Annotated in this window: 21 protein-coding genes and 1 other RNA gene; 14 read left to right on the top strand and 8 right to left on the bottom strand. The window is 35.8% G+C overall.

Annotated features, from left to right (window positions below; all coding sequences use genetic code 11):
- The first annotated feature begins 17 nt into the window (after positions 1-17).
- Positions 18-605 carry a peptidylprolyl isomerase gene (locus BCELL_RS10785; RefSeq protein WP_041808871.1) on the top strand — a complete coding sequence of 196 codons (588 nt, stop codon included), beginning with the start codon at positions 18-20 and terminating at the stop codon, positions 603-605.
- Between the two features lie 185 nt (positions 606-790).
- On the opposite strand, the gene BCELL_RS10790 is transcribed toward BCELL_RS10785, so the two are convergent.
- Entirely contained in the window at positions 791-976 is a 186-nt protein-coding gene (locus BCELL_RS10790) for a hypothetical protein (RefSeq protein ID WP_013488769.1), read from the bottom strand.
- A 226-nt stretch (positions 977-1,202) separates the two neighbouring features.
- Between BCELL_RS10790 and BCELL_RS10795 the strand changes: the two genes are divergently transcribed.
- The 3 genes from BCELL_RS10795 to BCELL_RS10800 all read left to right on the top strand — a co-directional run bounded on the left by BCELL_RS10795 (position 1,203) and on the right by BCELL_RS10800 (position 3,442).
- The gene (locus tag BCELL_RS10795) at positions 1,203-2,093 is read left to right on the top strand and encodes a chemotaxis protein (RefSeq protein WP_013488770.1); all 891 of its coding nucleotides are present in this window, start codon (positions 1,203-1,205) and stop codon (positions 2,091-2,093) included.
- A gap of 313 nt (positions 2,094-2,406) precedes the next feature.
- Positions 2,407-2,538 (top strand): protein YhfH, encoded by a 132-nt coding sequence (gene yhfH, locus BCELL_RS22140; RefSeq protein ID WP_013488771.1) that lies wholly within the window; start codon positions 2,407-2,409, stop codon positions 2,536-2,538.
- Between the two features lie 130 nt (positions 2,539-2,668).
- Positions 2,669-3,442: a DUF3891 family protein gene (locus BCELL_RS10800; RefSeq protein ID WP_013488772.1), complete on the top strand. Its 774-nt coding sequence runs from the start codon at positions 2,669-2,671 to the stop codon at positions 3,440-3,442.
- A gap of 124 nt (positions 3,443-3,566) precedes the next feature.
- Here BCELL_RS10800 and BCELL_RS10805 read toward each other — a convergent pair whose 3' ends face one another.
- Together BCELL_RS10805 and BCELL_RS10810 are read right to left on the bottom strand one after the other, a co-directional pair.
- Positions 3,567-5,867 (bottom strand): thiamine pyrophosphate-dependent enzyme, encoded by a 2,301-nt coding sequence (locus BCELL_RS10805; RefSeq protein ID WP_013488773.1) that lies wholly within the window; start codon positions 5,865-5,867, stop codon positions 3,567-3,569.
- Positions 5,867-6,880: a 2-oxoacid:acceptor oxidoreductase family protein gene (locus BCELL_RS10810; protein ID WP_013488774.1), complete on the bottom strand. Its 1,014-nt coding sequence runs from the start codon at positions 6,878-6,880 to the stop codon at positions 5,867-5,869. Before BCELL_RS10810 ends, BCELL_RS10805 begins: the two co-directional genes overlap by 1 nt.
- 274 nt (positions 6,881-7,154) lie before the next feature.
- Between BCELL_RS10810 and BCELL_RS10815 the strand changes: the two genes are divergently transcribed.
- Complete coding sequence (locus BCELL_RS10815) at positions 7,155-7,796, top strand: HD domain-containing protein (RefSeq protein WP_013488775.1); 642 nt, start codon at positions 7,155-7,157, stop codon at positions 7,794-7,796.
- A gap of 280 nt (positions 7,797-8,076) precedes the next feature.
- Here BCELL_RS10815 and BCELL_RS21620 read toward each other — a convergent pair whose 3' ends face one another.
- Positions 8,077-9,489 carry a C40 family peptidase gene (locus tag BCELL_RS21620; protein ID WP_013488776.1) on the bottom strand — a complete coding sequence of 471 codons (1,413 nt, stop codon included), beginning with the start codon at positions 9,487-9,489 and terminating at the stop codon, positions 8,077-8,079.
- Positions 9,490-9,768: 279 nt separating this feature from the next.
- Between BCELL_RS21620 and BCELL_RS10825 the strand changes: the two genes are divergently transcribed.
- Both BCELL_RS10825 and BCELL_RS10830 read left to right on the top strand, forming a co-directional pair.
- Positions 9,769-10,296 (top strand): type 1 glutamine amidotransferase domain-containing protein, encoded by a 528-nt coding sequence (locus BCELL_RS10825; RefSeq protein ID WP_041808878.1) that lies wholly within the window; start codon positions 9,769-9,771, stop codon positions 10,294-10,296.
- Between the two features lie 85 nt (positions 10,297-10,381).
- On the top strand, positions 10,382-11,335 hold the full coding sequence (locus BCELL_RS10830) for an alpha/beta fold hydrolase (protein WP_013488778.1): 954 nt from the start codon (positions 10,382-10,384) through the stop codon (positions 11,333-11,335).
- On the opposite strand, the gene BCELL_RS10835 is transcribed toward BCELL_RS10830, so the two are convergent.
- Positions 11,301-12,458, bottom strand: a complete 1,158-nt coding sequence (locus tag BCELL_RS10835; RefSeq protein ID WP_013488779.1) for an MFS transporter — start codon at positions 12,456-12,458, stop codon at positions 11,301-11,303. The genes BCELL_RS10830 and BCELL_RS10835 overlap by 35 nt on opposite strands.
- Before the next feature lie 144 nt (positions 12,459-12,602).
- Between BCELL_RS10835 and BCELL_RS10840 the strand changes: the two genes are divergently transcribed.
- Complete coding sequence (locus BCELL_RS10840; protein WP_013488780.1) at positions 12,603-13,241, top strand: cobalamin B12-binding domain-containing protein; 639 nt, start codon at positions 12,603-12,605, stop codon at positions 13,239-13,241.
- A gap of 11 nt (positions 13,242-13,252) precedes the next feature.
- The gene (locus BCELL_RS10845; RefSeq protein WP_013488781.1) at positions 13,253-13,987 is read left to right on the top strand and encodes an STAS domain-containing protein; all 735 of its coding nucleotides are present in this window, start codon (positions 13,253-13,255) and stop codon (positions 13,985-13,987) included.
- 116 nt (positions 13,988-14,103) lie between these two features.
- On the opposite strand, the gene BCELL_RS10850 is transcribed toward BCELL_RS10845, so the two are convergent.
- Positions 14,104-15,375, bottom strand: coding sequence for an L-lactate MFS transporter (locus tag BCELL_RS10850; RefSeq protein WP_013488782.1), 1,272 nt, complete (start codon positions 15,373-15,375; stop codon positions 14,104-14,106).
- Positions 15,376-15,774: 399 nt separating this feature from the next.
- Between BCELL_RS10850 and BCELL_RS10855 the strand changes: the two genes are divergently transcribed.
- Both BCELL_RS10855 and BCELL_RS10860 read left to right on the top strand, forming a co-directional pair.
- The gene (locus tag BCELL_RS10855) at positions 15,775-17,139 is read left to right on the top strand and encodes an IS1182 family transposase (protein ID WP_013486809.1); all 1,365 of its coding nucleotides are present in this window, start codon (positions 15,775-15,777) and stop codon (positions 17,137-17,139) included.
- Between the two features lie 242 nt (positions 17,140-17,381).
- Complete coding sequence (locus BCELL_RS10860) at positions 17,382-17,729, top strand: transposase (RefSeq protein ID WP_081457284.1); 348 nt, start codon at positions 17,382-17,384, stop codon at positions 17,727-17,729.
- Between the two features lie 749 nt (positions 17,730-18,478).
- Here BCELL_RS10860 and ssrS read toward each other — a convergent pair.
- Together ssrS and BCELL_RS23195 are read right to left on the bottom strand one after the other, a co-directional pair.
- Positions 18,479-18,660, bottom strand: a non-coding RNA gene (gene ssrS / locus BCELL_RS22145) — 6S RNA.
- An 85-nt stretch (positions 18,661-18,745) separates the two neighbouring features.
- The gene (locus tag BCELL_RS23195) at positions 18,746-18,871 is read right to left on the bottom strand and encodes a hypothetical protein (protein WP_013488783.1); all 126 of its coding nucleotides are present in this window, start codon (positions 18,869-18,871) and stop codon (positions 18,746-18,748) included.
- Positions 18,872-18,997: 126 nt separating this feature from the next.
- On the opposite strand from BCELL_RS23195, the gene BCELL_RS10865 reads away from it, so the two are divergent.
- The 3 genes from BCELL_RS10865 (at position 18,998) to BCELL_RS10875 (ending at position 20,772) form a co-directional block, all read left to right on the top strand.
- Positions 18,998-19,225 carry a hypothetical protein gene (locus BCELL_RS10865; protein WP_013488784.1) on the top strand — a complete coding sequence of 76 codons (228 nt, stop codon included), beginning with the start codon at positions 18,998-19,000 and terminating at the stop codon, positions 19,223-19,225.
- Between the two features lie 62 nt (positions 19,226-19,287).
- On the top strand, positions 19,288-19,632 hold the full coding sequence (locus tag BCELL_RS10870; RefSeq protein ID WP_041808883.1) for a DUF1360 domain-containing protein: 345 nt from the start codon (positions 19,288-19,290) through the stop codon (positions 19,630-19,632).
- Between the two features lie 72 nt (positions 19,633-19,704).
- A complete protein-coding gene (locus BCELL_RS10875; RefSeq protein WP_013488786.1) occupies positions 19,705-20,772 on the top strand; it encodes a C40 family peptidase in 1,068 nt (355 codons plus the stop codon).
- Positions 20,773-20,990: the final 218 nt, after the last annotated feature.

A 20,990-nucleotide genomic window follows, 5' to 3' on the forward strand; every position in this document is an offset into this window, starting at 1 on the left:
TAGGTGAACTACCACAAATGAATGAAACGGTTGCTGATAATGAAATAGAGGCAATTATACATACGAACATGGGAGAGATTCAGATCAAGTTATTTCCGGAGCATGCACCGAAAACGGTAGAAAACTTTGTCACTTTAAGTGAGGACGGCTATTATGACGGTGTTATTTTTCACCGAGTCATTGATAATTTCATGATTCAAGGCGGAGACCCTACAGGCACTGGCGCTGGAGGAGAAAGCGCATTCGGTGGCACATTTGAAGACGAATTTTCACCGGCATTAGCACACTTCCGCGGGGCTCTTTCAATGGCGAACATAGGGGAGCCAAATACAAATAGAAGTCAGTTCTTTATTGTCCAAGCGGATAACTCTGAAGTCGAAGAGTATTTAGATTATTTAAAAGGGCAAGGGGGAGTATTCCCTGAAGAAGTAGTGGACTTTTATACTGAAGTAGGAGGCACACCACATTTAGACAATGGTCACACAGTTTTTGGTCACGTCATTGGGGGAATGGACATTGTTGATACAATTGCTGGGGTACCTACAGGAGTGAATAACCGTCCGTTAGAAGATGTAATAATAGAAATGATAGAAATAAATCAATAAATCTTTTATAAGAAAAACGTTATAACAGTTTTCACGAAGCTGTTATAACGTTTTTCTTAAATAAATTACCTTATAAAAACAGAAAAACCAACTTTAAGAACCCCTTCTTAAGGTTGGTTTTTCTATCATGTAATGTATGAGCAACGTAATATATGTTGACGCTCATCATTAATAAGTAATTACTATTAATCACGAATACAAAAATATGCCATTGCGACTAAAGTTGCGAAAGCTAATATGACAAATGGACCGTCCATTAATGTACCACTAGCAGCACCGTTTTCTTCTGCTGTATCTGCAAGAGCAACTGCAAATGGTGTAAATAGAAGTAAAAGTGCAAGTACAGATGATGTGAAAAAACGTTTTAGCATAATAAAGCCCCCCTATTTCCCTTTGAATCGTACTAGTTTATTATAGAGGGCATTTAGGAATCACGCAATTGAAATGTGAACAAATGGAGAAGTTATTACAAAAACAGAAGAATATTTAAATATATATAGAAAGAAATGAAGGTTAATGGTATTCTTTTCTTACGAATACACATTGCAATATTTTGTCGAAATAGCAGATTTTAAAAGCATATAGGGGGACTTACATATGGAAGATAGAAAAGGCATACTTCTAGAAAGTGGTACAAATGAACTGGAAATTATATTATTTCATATTGCTCACGGTACATTCGGAATAAATGTATTAAAAGTGAAAGAAATTATCAAACCTCTTGCATTGACAACGATGCCACATTCACACCCGAATGTAGAAGGGATTATTCGTTTGAGAAATGAAGTGATTCCTGTTATCGATTTAGCAAAAGCGGTAGGTTATCCTAAATCAGAAGATCCAGAACAAGATAAGCTCATCATAACTGAACTAAATAAAATGAAAGTTGCTTTCCACGTTCATGCGGTCTCCAATATTAAACGTGTTTCTTGGGAAGAAATTGAAAAGCCGACACAATTGAGCCAAGGATTGAAAGAAGACACAATCGGAATTATTAAAATGAAAGACGAAGAGACAGTTTTACTTTTAGATTATGAGAAAATTATTTATGACATAATTCCGGGTTCAAGAATGTCTTCTGCTAAGCTTGCTGGACTTGAAAAGAAGGATCGTTCTAAGAAGAATGTTTTAATAGCAGAGGATTCTGCAGTATTGCGTGAGCTATTAAAGAATACGCTAGAGGAAGCAGGCTTCGAAAAGTTAAACTTTACCGAAAATGGCGAAGATGCTTGGGAATTTTTAACGAGCGAAGAAGGGAAAAACATAGACATTTTAATCACCGATATTGAAATGCCGAAAATGGACGGACATCACCTGACTAAAAGAGTGAAAGAAGACACAACATTAGAAAATATGCCCGTCATTATCTTTTCTTCACTTATTACTGGTGACATTTTTCATAAAGGTGAAGTCGTTGGAGCAGATGCACAAATTAGTAAACCTGAAATCGGCGATCTCGTACGTAAAATTGATACAATATTAAAATAAAACGAATATAAGTGAAGGAGATGGGGAAACCCATCTTTTTTGCTATATTGAATTGTTTAAATTTTGTGAACAATCATAAAAATCGATGACAATGCATACACTCTGTTATATAATAAATGAAAGTACATTCTTTCTGTTTATCACACAATTTATGTTAATAACATAAAAAAAGTATTAATAGTGGTAAACTTGTTAATGTATCATTGTGTAATGTTTCACATAATGTTCAAATTGTTTTATGATAGGTCGTTGTTTGTTGGTAGTTGTTATATTACAATAAAAGTGAACTTACAGAGGGATGGGGGGATTGGCGATGATCATGTCTAGTACTGAATTCTTTAGAAACTTACCACCAAAAGAATGCGCAAAATGTGGAGATAACATCGAAGAAATGGCTGATTGCTATAACCATGAATGTGAAGATTGTGAAGCTGAAATTCATTAAATAGAAGTACCCGTTTTCATAGTGAGAACGGGTACTATTTTATATAGTGTATATAGTGTGTATCAATAACCGTCATTCTCAATTGACGGTTATTTTTTTAACAGTATAAAATAAAAAGGGGGGATATAAAATGATTATTACTGAAACCGAATCTCATTACACCTTCATTCAGCAGCATGATCATGCAGTTATTTCTGGAAAGCTATCTAAAGAGTGGAATGATACATATTTATTAGGAAGAGAGAAAAGAATGTCGGTAGAGTTAGCGATTCAGCAACATGACGCTTGTTGGAAAACATTAGATTTAGAGCCACTATTTTCTGAAGAAATACAGGAGCCTCTCTCGTTTATCAATTATCCGCTTGAAGTGAAAATTGCAGCATATAGAAAAGGGATTGATGAAATGTATGGAGAGGACAAGTATGCCGCTTTGTTAATAAGTAAGCACTATAGTAGCTTTTTCACTGGAAATTTAAGCAACAGTGGGCGTGAATTCAAAAATCATGAACTTAGAAGACAAAAGCTGTTGTGTAATGAACTTCAAATTCATGAGCCCAAAGTATTAGATGAGCATTTTCGTTTACTTCAGCTATGTGACAATTTATCACTCTATTTATGTATGAATGAATGGGGAGTGGAAAAGGAAAAAGAAATAAGCTGGTTTAAAGAGGGGTTTCCTCAGCGAATTCCCCCTGCAAAGAAGGAAAAAATGAGAGCCCGTTGGATAAACAAAACTACAGTAGTTATTTCCCCTTTCCCGTTTAAGAAAGAGTGTATAACGGTTGTAATACCTTATAAAAAAATCCCAAAATCAAACTACTCAAAAGCTCATTTTAAGGAAATATATATCAATAATAAACTGGAGTATCATACAGTAAAGATTATTGCATATAACAACATATAATATCTCTTTTAATAACAATCGCATAAAAAAAGAGATTGTCTTTAAGGATAGTCATCTCTATCCTTTAACAATCTCTTTAATAATTAACACCGAAGTTTAACAAAGCTCATCATTTACATGTTCATTATACAAATGGAGTTTCATGTTTTACTTTTAAAATGTTCCAGCGGCGTTCTACTTCTTTTTCGAACTCTTCAAGAAGAGGTTTGTTTTCTTCTTTTAACATATGCTTTGATTTACCCATATATTTTAACCACTCTGAGAGATCAACTCGCTTTTTTTTCGTTTCTGGGTTATACGTTATATTAGTTTCCCCTTGCTCAATCTCATAGAGAGGGAAGAAGCAGGAATCAACAGCTGCTTTCATAATTGTTTCTCCATGGCGGTCTTCAGATTTCCAGTTTAGTGGACATGTAATTAAAATTTTCCCATATACAAGTCCAACATTTTGGGCATACCATTGTGCTTTAGCAGCTTTCTTTACTAAGTCCTGAGGGAACGCCTCGGTACCTGTAAATACATAAGGAATGTTTGTAGCTGCCATAATTTGCGCAGTATCTTTATGGTGAAACGTTTTTCCTTGTTTTTCTTTACCAACCATCGTTGTACTTGTCATATGACCAATTGGTGTTGAATAAGACATTTGAGATCCAGTGTTCATGTAGCCTTCGTTATCATATTCAAGAATAATCATCTTATGACCGCGAAGGGCAGTACCGATAGCAGAACCCATTCCGATGTCCATACCACCATCACCCGTAACCATGACGAATGTAAAATCATCATCAATATTAATTTCACCACGACGTTTCATTTCAAAGAAAGCTTCTACAGTCCCTGATAATGTAGCAGGACCGTTTTGGAACAAGTTATGGATAAACGATTGCTTATGCGATGTATAAGGATATCCTGTCGTAACTACATAACCACAGCCAGTATGGAAAAGGATAACCGCATCACCTTCAATGCCTTTAAAGAATAGCTCTAATCCAGGGAAGATACCACACCCAGGACAAGCACCATGACCAGAAGCAAATCGCTTTGGCTTTTGTGTTAACTGACGAAGAGGAGGGATACGAACTTTTAGCTTGCCAGACTCTTCATCCTCAGTCACTTTAATGAGTCCTGTTTTATACGCGTCTCCAGTCATCGGTGCAATTACTTGCTCAAGCTTTTTCTCAGGATCTCCAGGTGTTTGACCGTAATAGTCAAATGGTTTAAAAGCATAACCTAGTTCTGCAGCATCTATAGCTAATTGAAAAAAGTTCTCTGCATCATCAGCATAAAAGTCTTTCCCACCTAAACCGAAGACTCTGCTTAATACGATTGTTTGATTATCTTTATCTTCTTGAAGGGCAGATTTTACTTCGTGAGTTAAATTAGCACCGTTACCACCGTAAGAATCTGCACGCTCACCTACAAGGACTGCTTTCACATTTTTTAATGCTTTACGAATCTCTTCAGCAGGGAAAGGACGAATGATATTTGGGCTAATTACGCCAGCTTTAATACCTTTTGCACGAAGGCGATCTACAACATCCTTAGATGATTCAGCTGCCGAGTTTAGTAGGAAGAGGGCAACTTCTGCATCTTCCATGCCGTAAAGATCTAAAATGTCATAGTTACGACCAGATAACTCCTCGTATTCTGCCGCTACTTCTTTATATACATCATACGCGCGATAAAGTGCTTCAGATTGTTGGTAGCTGTTATTTAATAGGTCATCACCGTTCATATGAGCACCTATCGTTACTGGATGTTGTTTATCAATAGAAATAGGATAACCTTTAGGTGTTTCCCCGACAAACTCTTGAACTACTTTGTTATCTTTAAAGTAGTCTACTTTACGCTTTTGATGAGAAGTATAAAATCCATCATAAGCAACAATAACTGGAAGACGAACATCAGAATGCTCAGCAATTTTCAAAGCCATAATGTTCATGTCATAAACGGCTTGAGGGGTGCGAGCTGTTAAAATAACCCATCCTGTATTTAATGCATAATACAAGTCAGAGTGGTCACCACGTATATCTAATGGGCCACTTACAGCACGTGTAACGAGGTTCATCACCATAGGAAAACGGAGTCCAGATTGGGCAGGAAGTTGCTCTAACATATATAGTAATCCGTTTGCACTCGTTGCGTTAAAGACACGAGCACCTGTCGTAGCAGCTCCAAAACAAATACCAGCCGATCCGTGTTCACCATCTGCTGCGATTAACTCAATATCATGTAGGCCTTTCGTTTTCATAATATCTAAATATTGTGCTACTTCAGTAGAAGGGGTAATAGGAAAATAACCCATTACATGATAATTAATTTGTGCAGCTGCAGTAGCCGCCATTTCATTGCCAGATTCAAATGTTGTTATTTGTTCACCAGCACCGGTATTTTTCTTATTAATATCGTTTTCTGTCATTGCCATTATTGAGTCCCTCCCGTTACGAGTGGAAAGCTATGTTTCACACGATTTTCTTCCGCATATCCAAGCTCTTCGATCATATCTTGTAATGCTTCAGTAGGGCATGCATCTACACATTTTAAGCACCCTTTACAATATTGATAATCAATTCCTTTTAAGAACATTTGCTTTCTGCCTCGTTTGTCTTCGCCTTCTTCCCAAACGAAGCAATAGTCAGGGCAAACCGTGTCGCATGCTGCACAGTGAATACAAGTATTTGAATCGTATGCAGGCAAAAATCCAATACGTGAACCACTTAAATCCTTCTCAATACTGTTAGCTTGTGAGGTGATAATTCCGCCAATCACTTGCGTTTCATAACCTAATCTAGGTTGAACTCTCGTAAACTCTTTACTCTTGGCTCCTTCAGGAACTTCATATTTTTTAAAGGTTACTTCATTGTAGCCACGCTCGAACGTACGAATATTAGGTTCAACTAAATGTGGATATTTTTTCTCGAACGTACGACGAATGACATTTTTCATTTCTTCAGGGTCTAAAAATTCCAATACTCGATAAAGGGCACCGAGCATTGCTGTATTTACTTTTGTTTTTTCTTCGTTCGCGATTGTTAGCGCGTCTACCGTCGCTAATGTTCCATAGTCGAGCTTTAAATCTTCTTTTACAGAATCGAAATCACGCTTAGTATTAACTAATACGATACCATCAGCATCTAATCCACTTACTACATCGACCATTTTGTACAATGCTTCATGGAAAACACCGATAACATGTGGCTGTTCGATTGGTGAATGATCTCTAATTTCCGTCTCAGGATCACAATAACGGACGAAAGATTTTACAGGTGAACCTTTTTTTTCAGAACCATATGAAGAGAAGTTGGAGCCATTTAGTCCTAATCCTAATACTCCAGCTTCAGCTAACATTTTTCCAGCTAAGTTTGCACCTAATCCACCAATAGACTCAAGGCGAATTTCAAAGAAACCTAGTTCGTTCTTTTTTGGTAAAATAGACATGTATATCCCCCTCAATAAGATGTCTTAACTCCTTATTAGGCATTATAAATTATCTAAACAATGAATGGGGTGAATTTTCTCACACTTTCACAGAATGTTAACATTTTGACATTAATACACTTTTACAAAATTATAAAAAAACCTTAGTGTAATTAGCTTTTTATTTGTCTAATCAATGTGATACAGAGGTTATTGTAGTATAACACAGCTGATTCAACTTCATTTTAAATATTGAACGGGATGTATATTAATACATATATTGGAGGGTTTTATCATGAATGAATCAATAAGTAGAACAGAAAAAATGGTGAAGGAAGTATTTCGTGATGATTCTACAGGTCATGATTGGTTTCATACTGAGAGGGTGAGAAATGTTGCAGTTCAATTAGCTGAAATGGAGGGCGGTAATGCTTTTGTATGTGAAATGGCTGCATTATTACATGATGTTGCAGATGAAAAATTTAATGAAAACGAGGAAGCAGGAATAAACAGAGTGAAAGAGTGGCTATTGGATTTACATATAGAAGAAGAATTAATACGAGAAATAATGAATTGTATATCAACGGTGTCATATAAAGGGGGCAACAATAAAGCTCCTACATCACTTGAAGGGAAGATAGTACAAGATGCAGATCGTTTAGATGCAATCGGTGCTATTGGTGTGGCAAGGTGTTTTATGTATGCGGGGGCAACAAAAGGGAAGATGCATGACCCTGAAATGAAGCCAAGGGAGAGTATGACTAAAGAGGAGTATCGAAAGAAGGAAGGTACTGCGATTAACCATTTTTATGAAAAGCTATTAAAATTGAAGAAATTGATGAATACAAGCAGTGGAAAAAAATTAGCAGATGAACGCCATGAATATATGAATACGTTTTTAGAACAATTTTTTCAAGAATGGGAAGGAAAAAGATAAAAAGCATTAGGAGGAACTGAAAAGGTCGATTTTTAAGGGCACTGAAAAAGTGGCGTTCTTTCACTTCTTCAGTGCCTTAAGCAATGAAGCGTAGTCGTTGCAATCTTTCAAAAGACTACTATGAGTGGGTTTCTCATAGTAGTCGCGCAACGAACGAAGCCATTGCCTTGAATTTGTGGGTAACGAAAAAGTTGCTCTGTACTTTTTCAGTCCGCCCTAAAGAGCTATCAAAATTACTTTAAGAGATAAAGCTTCATTCCATCGTTTTATGTTTTTCTCATTAAAAACGCTTTGCACCTAAGTATCTATTCTTCCAATACGATTCATCTAAATGAGAGATTGTGACTCCCGTTGAAGTACCTGTATGAAGAAATGCACCATTTCCTAAGTAAATCCCTGCGTGTGATGGCCCCTTTTTATACGTTTCAAAGAAAACTAAGTCTCCTCTTGAAGGCTCTGAAACGGAAGAAGAGGCATTCCATATATCGACAATACTTCTAGGAAGGGACAGCCCTTCTTGTTTAAATACATAAAGCAAAAAACCGCTGCAATCAAATCCTGATGGGGAAGTCCCACCCCAGAGATACGGAGTTCCAATAAGCTGCTCTCCACGGGCAATAATATTCTCCATAGAATTACTTGATTTTTCAATAGTTTCTTTACTGTTGTTTTCGTTTTTTGTCGATTCTACCTGACTCTTTTCTAGATTATCTGCAATTTTCTTTAAGTCGCTTGACTTAAGAAAGTCGAAAACTTGATCGCCAGCTAACCCATCAACCATTAAGTCATTGTCTCTTTGAAGCATTCTAACAGCTTGTTGTGTATTGCTACCGTAAATGCCATCAATAGTCCCGTTATAATATCCTGCTTTATTTAATAATTCCTGTAGTTCTTTAATATCTTCATGCTCATCTCCATATTGAAAATAGCTAGGAGTAATGTCATCATCATCTTTCATGCCATGTGTAGTTGCTTTTGTATACACTTTGTTCTCATTATCATCTTGGTTTGGATAATATATCGTATTTAAATCTTCTCCAGTTTCTTCATCAGAAATATCTCTAGTGACAATCTGTTTTATTCCAACTAAGTAAATAATCGTTTCATGATCAACTTTTCCTGTTATGTTTAAACCATGCTCTTTTTGATATCGCTCAACCGCTTTCTCCGTCTTTTCCCCATATAATCCATCTATCTCTTGAACGTAGTAGCCAATTTCACTCAGGTGCTCTTGAATAATTTTTACTTTTGGACCATGATCTCCTATTGATAAAACGGTATCAACTGGCCAAACATTTTTGTTCGTGTCCGTCTTAATTTCAAATTCTTCATTGGCTAACTGGTTGATAATGAGCCGTAGTGATTTTTCAGTAGGGACATTTTTTGCTTTCACTGCACTCGTCCTCTCAGCTAGAGAGGAAGTTGTTAAAAAGTTTTGATTTTTTGATTGGTCAAATAAATTGTTATTTAATGTATTAGAATGTTGAAACACTGGTAATGATTGTGCATATGGCGATTGGACATCAATTTGTGCAGAAGAGGAGAGAGGTTGTGGAAAGGCCACTAGTTTTTCATCATGTTCGACATTACTCTCGTTTGGCATACTAGTAATAATAGGCGCTAAAGCAGCTCCAGCTACAACGGATGAAAATAAAATAGTACCTTTATGATCTCTCAACCGGAACCTAGACATAAATCTGAACCTCCCATTCTTTCTTACATACAAAGAATTAAATTTAGTAGTGTGTTAATACATCTACCTTTGACCATAGTATGTATCACCGATATCGATTAGAACATGAATCAATTATAAGATTGGAAACATGGAAAAAGGGAACAATATTCACAAATAGAAGACATGCTATTTTTACTATTTTTTTAAAATAAGCCTTATTCATTTTTATGAGAAGGGTATTATGCTAACGTTATAGATAGCGTTTATAAAATATATATGGGGGAAAGGATGAGTAAAATGAGATTAGTTGACAAGAAGGTATTAACAGTAGTTGATGATGAATTTGAGGATTTAGAACTGTTATATCCCCATTATCGTATGCAGGAAGAAGGGGCAGTTTGCCACATTGCAGGAAAAGAAGCTAAAAAATATATAGGTAAGTACGGTGTTCCTGTACAAGCACATTATCGTTTTGAGGATATAAATATCGAAGAATATGATGCCATACTTATTCCTGGGGGATGGGCGCCAGATAAACTACGGCGTTATGAAGAAGTGTTAAAAATGGTGAAATATATGGATGAACAAAAACGGGTGATAGGTCAAATCTGTCATGCTGGTTGGGTTCTCATTTCTGCAAATATTTTAAAGGGAAAAAACGTTACAAGTACTCCCGGGATAAAAGATGATATGCAAAATGCTGGTGCAATTTGGCATGATAAAGAAGTGGTTGCAGATGGGCACATTATTTCGAGTCGTAGACCACCCGATTTACCTGCTTACGGTAAATTACTTGCTGACACGATTGTACATTTGTCAAAATAATAATAATCAAATAAGTATCCCAAAGGCTATGTAAATTTGGGATACTTAATATGTATATATGCACCATAATTGGAGGTAGCGATCTATGAATGAGAATGACGATTATATATGGGTGCAAAAAATAAAACATACAGATTTTAACTTAAGGGAAAAAAATCCACATGTATTAAATCATGCATTACAACAATATTTGTCTTTTTATCATTTTCAGATTGAATTAATAGATGAGTACCGTTGTGGGTTTGAAAAAGTAAATGAGAAAAAACTATTTATACAGTTTTTTTTAAGGCAGCAAGCTAAAGGGGTAGTATATTTAGTTCACGGATATTTAGATCATAGTGGTGGTTTGAGTAAAACAGTGAATACATTATTACAGAACAATTATCAAGTTGTCGTTTTAGACTTACCAGGTCACGGATTTTCTAATGGTGAGAAGGGAATGATTACAAGTTTCGAACATTATGTGGATGCAGTTGAGGTTGGCTACAAAATGATTAAAAGGTATCTTGCTGATGATCGAGTGTACGCATTAGGTCACAGTACTGGTGCAGCTATATTATTTCACGCACTGGCAGAAGAAAAAATTGAAACGGAAGGATTACTTTTAGTTGCACCGTTATATCTTCCGTTTCAATGGAGTTTACTAAAGAGGTTGTTATTTTTTTCAGGTAAACTCTTTCCTCAGAAAAAACGTGGCTTTAAGAGAAATTCAAACGATGTCATGTATCGCCAATTTGTTAAGCATGATCCATTGCAAGTCAAAGTTTTAAAGGCACAATGGATTGAAGCTTTAAGTGAATGGCAAATGCAATTTACAGATTGCCCACTAGTCGATCGTCCAGTATATATATTACAAGGAACAAAAGATACTACGGTTGATTGGAGGAAAAATATTCGTTTTTATCAAACGAAGTGTAAAGACTTTCAAGTAGCGTTATTTCATCGTGCTAGACATCAACTGCTAAATGAGCATCGGGAAATTCGCCTACATGTATATCGTCAACTCAATTCATTTCTGGATTCATTGCACAATGCTTAACATGAATGGAGAATACTGCAACAATAAAGAGCATAAAAATTCCACTTACTAGAAACGGTTTCCCAAAGGCTTCAGCCATCGTTCCTGCGAAAATAGAGCCGAAAACGACTCCAAGTGAGAATGCACCATAAAAAAGACCGAAAGCTTTCCCACGATCATGGTTGCTTGAAATATCGACAACGATACGATTCATAGATGGGAATACAAATGCAAAGCCAATACCGTATATGACCATAGTAATAGAAATAAAAATAATACTATCTAGAAAGCTTAAGCTAATGAGGGCAAAACTTATAAGCAGTAAGCCTGTACGGATAAATGATTGCGGCTTGAAAATATCAAATGAACGGTTAATTGGTGTCAAAAATATTATTAATGCTACAATGCCAAATGTACTGAGTAATATACCTGTGACTGTTGAACTTAAGGAAAGTGATTGAACCTTTAACGGAAGAGCATATGTGAGAATCCCCATACTACACATTAAAGCAAAAGCCCCTATCATTGCTTGTATCATAAAAGAGTTCTTTATTAAAACAATGAAGTCAGCTAGTTCTACTTTCTTATGCTGCCTTGGATCTTTATGAAAAGACTCCTTTAACCATAGACTCACTACTATTACTGTAATTAGAAAAATAACACCTACAAAAATGAATACAGCCGACACAGAAAGCCGACTTGAAATAATCCCCCCCAGTGCTGGACCAACAATTGCAGCGGTACCAATACATCCTCCTGAAAAGGCCATTGCCTTACCCCTATTTTTCGATGGAGCTAAGTCCCCTAAATAAGCAAAGGCTGCTGGGATTAATGCTCCTCCTGCAAGCCCATGAATAAACCTGACTAGTAAAAGTTGATTGCCAGAGGTTACGAACGGATATAGAAATAATATGAAGGTAACAGCAATCATACCGATTAATAATATTTTTTTCCGTCCATATCGATCAATCCAGTGACCACTTATTGCGTTGCCAATCATATTAGAGAAAGAATATATAGCGATAATCATGCCAGATAAAAAACTTGATGCTCCCAATTCTTTAGCAAAAGGTGAGATGATTGGAAGTTGGATAAATGTATCTAAAAATGCTACGATGATGATGGAATATAAAAAGACTAGCATAAACCTTCCTCCTTCTTAGATTAATATACACGAACAAGCTAATGTATCCAAGTGAACAAAAAATGAATAGTAGATTATGGAAGGCTCATTAGCATAAAACGAGGTAGTCATGATGCATGATTCAAAATGGAAAGGGGTATTCATTTGACGATAAAATCCTCTTCTGAATTTGCAAAAGTTCTTTTGGAAGGTGATCAATGGGAAGCATTAAAAATATTACATGCGTGGCAAGAATGTAAATCGAGGTTTAACATTTATAATGAATTAATTACTCCTGCAATGTACACGGTCGGAGAATTGTGGGAAAAGAATGAAATAACAGTTGCTGATGAGCACTTAGCTACTGCAGTGTGTGATTTCGTCATCACACAGACGGAACAACAATTTAAATTTGAAAAAAATAATGATCTACGAAAAGCGTTATTTCCTTCCATTGTTAAAGAACACCATTATTTAGGCTTAAAAATGGTATCTATCCTTTTTAACGAATGGAACTGGGACGTAAGGTTTTTGCAATCGCCGCTCCCAATAGAACATCTCATCATATATGTTAATAAATGGAAGCCAGATTTAATAGGCTTATCATTTTCAAATGTTACGCAAATAGAAGTACTAAAACAATACTTAGAACAATTACATAGTCATGTTTGCTATAACCCGGAAATCATTATCGGTGGTAGATTAATAGGCAAATATGACTTTACATCTCTTATCTTAAATGACAATATGAGATTAATTCCAAACTTATATGATTTACAAAGCTTGTATAAAAATAATGGCTAAAGGGGATGACGATGTTGGACCAACTTCCATTACCTTACTTTAAAATAAATAGCTCGTATGAAGTTATTCATTACTCTGATCTCGCAACAAAAGAATTTCATACAGTCTCATCCTTTTTATCCCTTTTAGATGATGAAAGTGTAAAAAAGTTTACCTGCTTTGTCCAACCACAAAATAGTATTAAAAAAATTGAAATTAATATGAAAAATAAAAGCAATGAGATTAGATTGTGTGATATACATATACGTTGGAGTGATAATATAGCCACTTTGCTTGTTCATAGTCTTGATAAAAAATATGATATCGTAGAGGATCAGTTAATTCAGCTAAGAACGAGGTTAAGTGAGACTAACTTTGAATTATATGAAAGAAAAGAACAATTAAATCAATTATTGCAAAGAGTGAACAGTTTATCAGCACCCATTATTCCGTTAAGTAGTTCTATATGTCTTATACCAGTCTTTGGTGATTTAGATAGTGAAAAACTAAATGTCATTAGTCAAAATTTTGCTACTATTTATGCAAAGGATTACGAAAAAGTGCTAATAGACATTACTGGTGTTGATATAATTAATCAAAATTGCACGTCAGAATATTATGATCTTTTACTAACGTTAAAAACAATGGGGAAAGAAGTTTTTATAATGGGCTTTCATCCGAGGCATGTGAAGGGGCTTCCTTTTCGGGATATTCCTGTTATAAAGTCATTAGAAGAGGCTATAAATAGGTGGTTAATAACTAAATAATATATACATCGAAAATGAGGTCATTCCGCTATCTATTGTATGTGTCATACACGACAAATTTAAAAATAAGGGTTACTCAAAGGTTGTTTTTCCGTTTGAGTAACCCTTTTAAGTTATTAGCTTGCTAAACCATCTTTTGCTTGAACAGCTTCTTGCTGCTCTTTAATCTTTTTAATATCAAAACGTACAAGTATCGATACGATAAAAGCAACAGTAAACATACCAACGAAAATGTACATTAAGCTTTGATAACTTCCTGTAGATTCACGTAGCCAAGCTGTTAATATTGGTCCAACTAGTCCAGCAGCAGCCCAAGCCGTTAACATATAGCCGTGAATAGCACTTAATTGCTTTGTACCGAATAAGTCCCCAATGTATGCTGGAATAGAAGCAAACCCACCACCATAACAAGTTATAGCGACGAATAAAACTACTTGGAATAATAATACATGAGAAATACTAGGTAATAACAAGTATGCTACGATTTGTATTAAGAAAAATGCAGTATACGTATTTGGTCTACCGATATAATCAGATAATGATGCCCACGCGATACGTCCACCACCATTAAATACACCTAATAAACCAACGATAGCAGCTGCAGCAACTGTAGTAATACCAACAGTTTCAACTGCTAATGGAGAAGCAACCGATATAATTGCAATACCGCACGTAATATTAATAAATAACATGATCCATAAGTACCAGAAACGCTTCGTTTTAATTGCTTCGTTAGCGGTAAGCTGTGCTAAATCTTTTTTCACTTGTTTGCTGCTATTATCAGCGTTTTCTTTGAAGCCTTTTGGTGCCCAGCCTTGCTTAGGGGGCTCTAAATATTGCGCTGATGCAAGTATAACGACAAAGTAAATTGCACCTAAAACGAAGAATGTTTCTGCTAAACCAACTGAACCGATTAATCTTTCCATAACAGGGCTACTAATCATTGCGGCAAAACCAAATCCCATAATAGCGAGCCCAGTAGCAAGTCCTCTACGGTCTGGAAACCATTTTACGAGTGTCGAAACAGGTGTAATATATCCAACACCTAATCCTATCCCACCGAAAACACCATAAAAGATATATAGTAAATAAATATTTTCTAAATTTATCGCCAAACCAGATCCAGCAATACCAATTCCAAAGAATATAGCAGATAAAATTCCAGCTTTTCTAGGACCATATTTTTCTACAAAATGTCCAAGAAATGCAGCAGATAATCCTAAAAATAAAATAGCAATACTAAAAGTTAGCTGTACATCTGTTAAGCTCCAACCAAATTCACTCACGATAGGTGTTGTAAAAACGCTCCAAGCATACACTGAACCGATTGAAATGTGGATACCAACTGCTGATAGTGCAATTAGCCAGCGGTTTTTTGTTTTGTCCATGTCAATTCTCCTTTTACATGTTGATTAAACTTGAGATTCATTCATTTTAGAACGAGATGATAGACACTCTCTCAAGATTAAATTTTTATAATATAGTTATTTCTACAAGATAATTGTACACCAATTCACAAAGGGAAAAGTAAGTAAACAATGGAGATTTAATGAACATATAAGAAGAAATGATGCCACATCCCTTTAAAGTAGTAGTGAGTGATCTTCACGCTACTACGCGTGGCGGAAAATGCAACTGCCAAGTTATATTATTTCTTAGTTGAATCAATTTCATAATTATTGGCCCTTATGGGCCAAGGGTTTCAGAACATGAAAAAAGGAGTACCTCCCCAAATGTCGAATTTAGTAAGTGACGAACAAACCAATTCGAATGGGAGGAAGCCCCTTATGTCTATTGTACGACAAGAGAGCCTTTTTAGCATGCAAATTTTATTTGACTTAGAACCTACCCAACGTTATGATGAGATTTTTTCAGCGATTGATATTCATCCCATCCTCACTATCGTAGTGAAAAGATCTAATTTAGGTAGACCTGTAGAATTAAACTATCCTGCAATGATTCAAGCACTCGTGGTGAGGCTTGTTGAGAGAATTCCCGAGATGCAACTCCTAGTTGAACGTTTAAACACCGACCTTAAGTTTAAGCTGGACTGTGGCTTTTTGATATCTGATCCAGTCCCTTCTGAAGCTTCATTTTCAAGGATGATTACAAAAATTAAAGATACAGACATTCTTGAAGAGGTAAACTCTCAAATAATAACTGATGCAATCAACGAAGAATATATTACAGATCCTAATATTGCGATTGACTCTGGTCACTTCGAGGCGAGAGATCAGGCTCCTTCAAAAAAAGAAGAGAAACCAAAGTCTGAGCCAAAGAAACGTGGGCGTAAATCAAAGGCCGAACATGAACAATGGTTAAAAGAGAAAGAAGCTAAGGAAGCATCCTTGTCTATTTTTGAAAAGAAAATTGAAGATCAACTAGACGTTTCTTACGATGAACTTCATGATCAAATGCCACTTCATCCTACATGGGGCGTGAAGAAAAATAGTGAAGGGAAAAATGTGTTTTGGTTTGGTTATAAAGGTCATTTAGCTGTTGATACCAAAACTCAGTTTATTCTTCATTCAATGATTTCCTCAGGTAGGCTAAACGATGGTAAAGCTGCTATACCTTTATTAAAAGGAATAGAGAGAAACTTTTCGGAACTTAGGATGATCTATGCACTAATGGATGCAGGATATGATTACGATGCAATCTATGAACAAGTCCATCGAATGAAAGGATATTCCATCATTGCTTATAACAAAAAAAATGAATCAGAGCCAATTGGGTTTGATGAAAATTTCGCTCCAACGTGTGTAAGGGAACATTCCTATCGATACGATAGCTTTGATAAAAAATACCAAACCTTAAAATACACACGTCCAAAAGAGTGTAGGGATTGTCCTCTAGCTGAAGATACATTATGCCAAAAGGTCTACAAGATAAAAATAGAGTCGGATTTACGCCGGTACAGTGCACCCGCACGCGGTTCAGTTGCCTGGAAAGATAGATTTAAGGAACGGAGTTCCGTTGAAAGGGTCATTGGATACCTAAAAGAATTCTTTCAGTTGAACAATGTAAGATATCGAACAGGAAAACGAGCTAAAGTCCATTTTGATTTGGTTACCATGGTGTACAATGGAATGAAATTAGCTAGCATGAGACTTGCTCAAAAACAATATTCAATGAATTCAGTAGCAGCTTAATTCTTTTGTAAAAGGACCAATGTTATTTTAAAACAGCGTTGATTGGAGCTGAAGGTACGAGACGCCTGCGGGAAAAGCAACAGCTGAAGATCCCGCAGGGTGGGTTTCCCGAGGAAGCTGAAGCGTTGCCCGCGGCAAGCGAGTATCCTTAAGAGGAAATCAACACAAATTTAAAGTAACTGATTTAAAAAACGATATAACTATTAATTCTGAAAGTGTTGGCTTTTTTATAAAAGTGAATTATGAAATTGATTCAGTTGAATGAATTTCATAAATCTCGCCCTAGAATTCCTGAAATACAACTCCTAGTTGTTCGATTAAATACGAATATTAGGTTTAAGGTAAACTGTGGTTTCTTGATATCTGATCCAGTTCCTTCCGAAGCATCGTTCTCAAGGATGATTACAAAGATTAAGGATACAAACGTACTTGAAGAGATTAACTCTCAAATTGTGCTTGGTGCGATCAATGAAAAATTTATAACGGATCCCAATATTGCCATTGATTCAGGTCATTTTGAAGCGAGAGATAAAGTCCCTTCTAATAAAGAAGAGAAACCAACGTCTGAGCCAAAGTGCATTTTGATTTAGTTACCATGGTACAACGGCATGAAATTAGCTAGCATGAGACTTGCTCAAAAACAATCTTCATTGAATTCAGTAGCTGCATAATTACTACGTTTTGTACAAAGTAGTGTTGATTGTAATGAAAGGGTACGAGACGCCTTCGGAAAAAGCAAGAGCTGAAGATCCATCGGGGGTATGTTGCATTGAGGTACTGAAAAAGGTAAATTTCAGAGACCGCTGAAAAAGTGAAAAACTTGATATTTTGTTGCATTTATATTCAAAATACCTAATTATAGAAAGTGTTGATGAGACCGGAGCAAGCGAGACTCCTGTGGAAAAGGAAGTCAGGGTGAGACCCTGCAGAGCGAAGCTCGAAGCGGCTTGCCGACTTCTCCACGGAAAGCGAGTTTGCGCAGGTCTCATCAACTTCTACATTTAAATGATCTTATATTTATTAGTCTACCCTTTAAATCAAAGTACTTTTTCAGTGCCCTCTTAAAGCCTTGCCCGCGGCACCGAGCATATACTTCATGAATACGCTCCGAGATGTCTCGACGGATGCAGCTTCAGAGCGAAACTGGAAGAGGAAGAGACAAGCGAGTATCCTGAAGTGAAAATCAACACCAAAGTTTAGAAGAGCAAATTTTTTAAATGGATAACTGTTATTCTGAGAGTGTCTGCTTTTAAAAAAAGTAAATTATGAAATTGATTCAGTTAAAAAAAATCTTAATATCATGGATTGATGACATTAAGATTTATCGTATTATGTAGTGTTGAATCCCACTTTGTCGTTACTCGAAGTGTCTTAAAACCCGCTCTCGCAGGTGGGCATTTTCACGTAACCTTTCAATGTCCCTTCGTAGTGGAGGGCTTATTGTCTAGAAACGATTATTAAATTCCCTTTAAAACATTATAGGTTTAAGACATCATGAGCTGACGAGCATCGTAGGTTCATGTTTATTAGTAATTCATTTCTTGTATATTAATATAACATTACTCATGCAAAGAAAGCTATTGGGAAATGATGGTTTTTGCATCGATCATTTCTTCTTATGCGTGTCTTTATTCTGTTTATTTCCACTAGTGTATTCATAAGTCGCATTTCTACCACTTTCTTTACTTGACCCAGAGGTTACCTTGTATTGCTGTTTGTCTCTGTATGGCATTTAATTACCTCCTTATACTATTTTGATATATATTAGTTTTCTTCAATTCGACATCAATTCATTCATTTTCTAATGAAACTTAGGACATACTAAAATTACTAAAAAGAAGAAGGAGTTGAAAGCGGAATGGGTAAATGGAACGAAGAAGCCGCACCAAATCTAAATCAATCGACACAAGAAATAAAAAACTCTAAATTTCTTAAGAAAAAAGAAGTAAAAGATCATGAGTTCACTGCTGAACTATTTGATGATGCTAATCCTAATCAAAATCGAGGTATTGAAAATAACATAACTATTAATATGCATACTCGTTCAAAAGGAAGAACAGGTAAACTGGAATACGACGAACAATAGTGCTTGTATAAAAAGGGGGAAGGTCATTGATTAGTACGGAAAATGAGTGGTTAGTATTAACGATGTTAATATTAGCTAGCTATCGATTCACCCACCTCATCGTATTTGATAAAATAACAGAGTTTATTCGGAATCCATTTATGGAAGAAAAACTTGTCACTGATAGCTCAGGACATACGAAACGAAAGAAGTTACCAACTTCTAAGTTTGGATATTTACTTAATTGCTACTGGTGTGCTGGAGTATGGAGTGCCATCATCCTCGGTGGAGGTTATTTGTTATTTCCTGATGTATTCCTTATTATCATTTTCGTTTTTTCTATTGCAGGAGCACAAGCTATTATAGAGACATTTGTCGGTGTTGGGACAAAAGCGATCCATGCTTTAGATAAATATGGAGATAAATGATGTATATTTCGTTGAAAAATACGAAATATATACGTTGTGTTAGAAAAAAATTTTTAAAAATGGAGGACCATCATGAATAAACAAAAGAAAAGTAGCTTTCGGTCAAAAGTCGTTAGCTTATTTGTGCTTATTTTCGTTTTTAATGCATTAGTTGTAGGACAAGCTTCAGCTTATGAACAAGTACCTACAGCAGGAGTTGCAGTAAATGGGGAAATGGTTGATGGGATCGATCCTATCAAACTAAATGGAGAATATTATGTACCTTTAATAAATATGGCAAAAATTCTTGGCTATAACCATATTCAATTTGAAAGTAATACAAAGACATATGAAATGACGGATGGATCGACTGTTGTTCGTACTACTATGGGAGGTACGCGAGCTAGAAGAGGAGATGAATTTATGAATATTGATGCTCCTCGTTGGTTAAATGAAACAGCCTACGTATCTCTAGATGCTGCTAGTGCTTTATTCAACTCGTATATTTACTTTAAAGCAGAAAATGGATCTGTCCAGGTTGAAAAGCCAGCGCAAAAGTACGAAGTACATGCTGGTGATAGCTTATGGAGAATTGCACAAGCACATCATACGACTATACAAGCGATCAAAGATGCAAATAACTTAACATCAAACATCATTTATCCTGGTCAGCTTTTAAAACTGCCAGCACGTGACAAAGTGAAAGAAACCGAGCCTGTCAAAGAAAAGCAACCGGTAGAAGTAAAAGACCCAGCACCTACAAAAGATATTCGAACCCAAATTTTAAATGAAGCGCAACAATATATAGGAGCTGGCTATAAATTTGGCGCAACATTAAATGAGGCACCAAACTTATTCGATTGTTCCTCTTATACACAATTTGTTTTCGGTAACCTAGGCATACAGCTACCTAGAACATCAAGAGAACAAGCTCAGTTAGGTACAACAGTATCGCTAAATAATTTACAACCAGGTGATTTAGTATTCTTTACAAATCATGACTTATATTCAGACGGACGTGTTGGACATTTAGGAATTTATATGGGTAATGGAGATATGATTCACGCTTCCTCTTCAAGAGGGGTCCATATTGCTACTAATTTTATGGATATTAATTACTGGAAAAATAATTATGTATTTTCTAAGCGAATCATTGATTAATATTTAAAAGATAAAAGATTAACACATAAGGTTAAAAAACTTTTGTGTTAATCTTTTTCTTTTTATCCTAAGAAGTAACGCAATACTACCTACTTTTTAAAACAAGGTTACTGACGAAATTGCTACCCGATTATTGTAGGGCGCGTTAAAAACTTTTTGTTGTTGCTTCTGGCCACTTTCTTCCTACCGACGACGTGAGCTTCAAACTGTATTCTATT

The sequence above is a fragment of the Evansella cellulosilytica DSM 2522 genome, from assembly GCF_000177235.2.
In the GTDB taxonomy this organism is placed as follows: Bacteria; Bacillota; Bacilli; order Bacillales; family Salisediminibacteriaceae; genus Evansella; species Evansella cellulosilytica.

Coding starts and splice junctions, on each gene's coding strand:
- BCELL_RS10785 (WP_041808871.1), top strand. CDS start 18: ATGAATGAAACGGTTGCTGATAATGAAATAGAGGCAATTATACATACG.
- BCELL_RS10790 (WP_013488769.1), bottom strand. CDS start 976: ATGCTAAAACGTTTTTTCACATCATCTGTACTTGCACTTTTACTTCTA.
- BCELL_RS10795 (WP_013488770.1), top strand. CDS start 1,203: ATGGAAGATAGAAAAGGCATACTTCTAGAAAGTGGTACAAATGAACTG.
- yhfH (WP_013488771.1), top strand. CDS start 2,407: ATGATCATGTCTAGTACTGAATTCTTTAGAAACTTACCACCAAAAGAA.
- BCELL_RS10800 (WP_013488772.1), top strand. CDS start 2,669: ATGATTATTACTGAAACCGAATCTCATTACACCTTCATTCAGCAGCAT.
- BCELL_RS10805 (WP_013488773.1), bottom strand. CDS start 5,867: ATGGCAATGACAGAAAACGATATTAATAAGAAAAATACCGGTGCTGGT.
- BCELL_RS10810 (WP_013488774.1), bottom strand. CDS start 6,880: ATGTCTATTTTACCAAAAAAGAACGAACTAGGTTTCTTTGAAATTCGC.
- BCELL_RS10815 (WP_013488775.1), top strand. CDS start 7,155: ATGAATGAATCAATAAGTAGAACAGAAAAAATGGTGAAGGAAGTATTT.
- BCELL_RS21620 (WP_013488776.1), bottom strand. CDS start 9,489: ATGTCTAGGTTCCGGTTGAGAGATCATAAAGGTACTATTTTATTTTCA.
- BCELL_RS10825 (WP_041808878.1), top strand. CDS start 9,769: ATGAGATTAGTTGACAAGAAGGTATTAACAGTAGTTGATGATGAATTT.
- BCELL_RS10830 (WP_013488778.1), top strand. CDS start 10,382: ATGAATGAGAATGACGATTATATATGGGTGCAAAAAATAAAACATACA.
- BCELL_RS10835 (WP_013488779.1), bottom strand. CDS start 12,458: ATGCTAGTCTTTTTATATTCCATCATCATCGTAGCATTTTTAGATACA.
- BCELL_RS10845 (WP_013488781.1), top strand. CDS start 13,253: ATGTTGGACCAACTTCCATTACCTTACTTTAAAATAAATAGCTCGTAT.
- BCELL_RS10850 (WP_013488782.1), bottom strand. CDS start 15,375: ATGGACAAAACAAAAAACCGCTGGCTAATTGCACTATCAGCAGTTGGT.
- BCELL_RS10855 (WP_013486809.1), top strand. CDS start 15,775: ATGTCTATTGTACGACAAGAGAGCCTTTTTAGCATGCAAATTTTATTT.
- BCELL_RS10860 (WP_081457284.1), top strand. CDS start 17,382: ATGAAATTGATTCAGTTGAATGAATTTCATAAATCTCGCCCTAGAATT.
- BCELL_RS23195 (WP_013488783.1), bottom strand. CDS start 18,871: ATGCCATACAGAGACAAACAGCAATACAAGGTAACCTCTGGGTCAAGT.
- BCELL_RS10865 (WP_013488784.1), top strand. CDS start 18,998: ATGGGTAAATGGAACGAAGAAGCCGCACCAAATCTAAATCAATCGACA.
- BCELL_RS10870 (WP_041808883.1), top strand. CDS start 19,288: ATGTTAATATTAGCTAGCTATCGATTCACCCACCTCATCGTATTTGAT.
- BCELL_RS10875 (WP_013488786.1), top strand. CDS start 19,705: ATGAATAAACAAAAGAAAAGTAGCTTTCGGTCAAAAGTCGTTAGCTTA.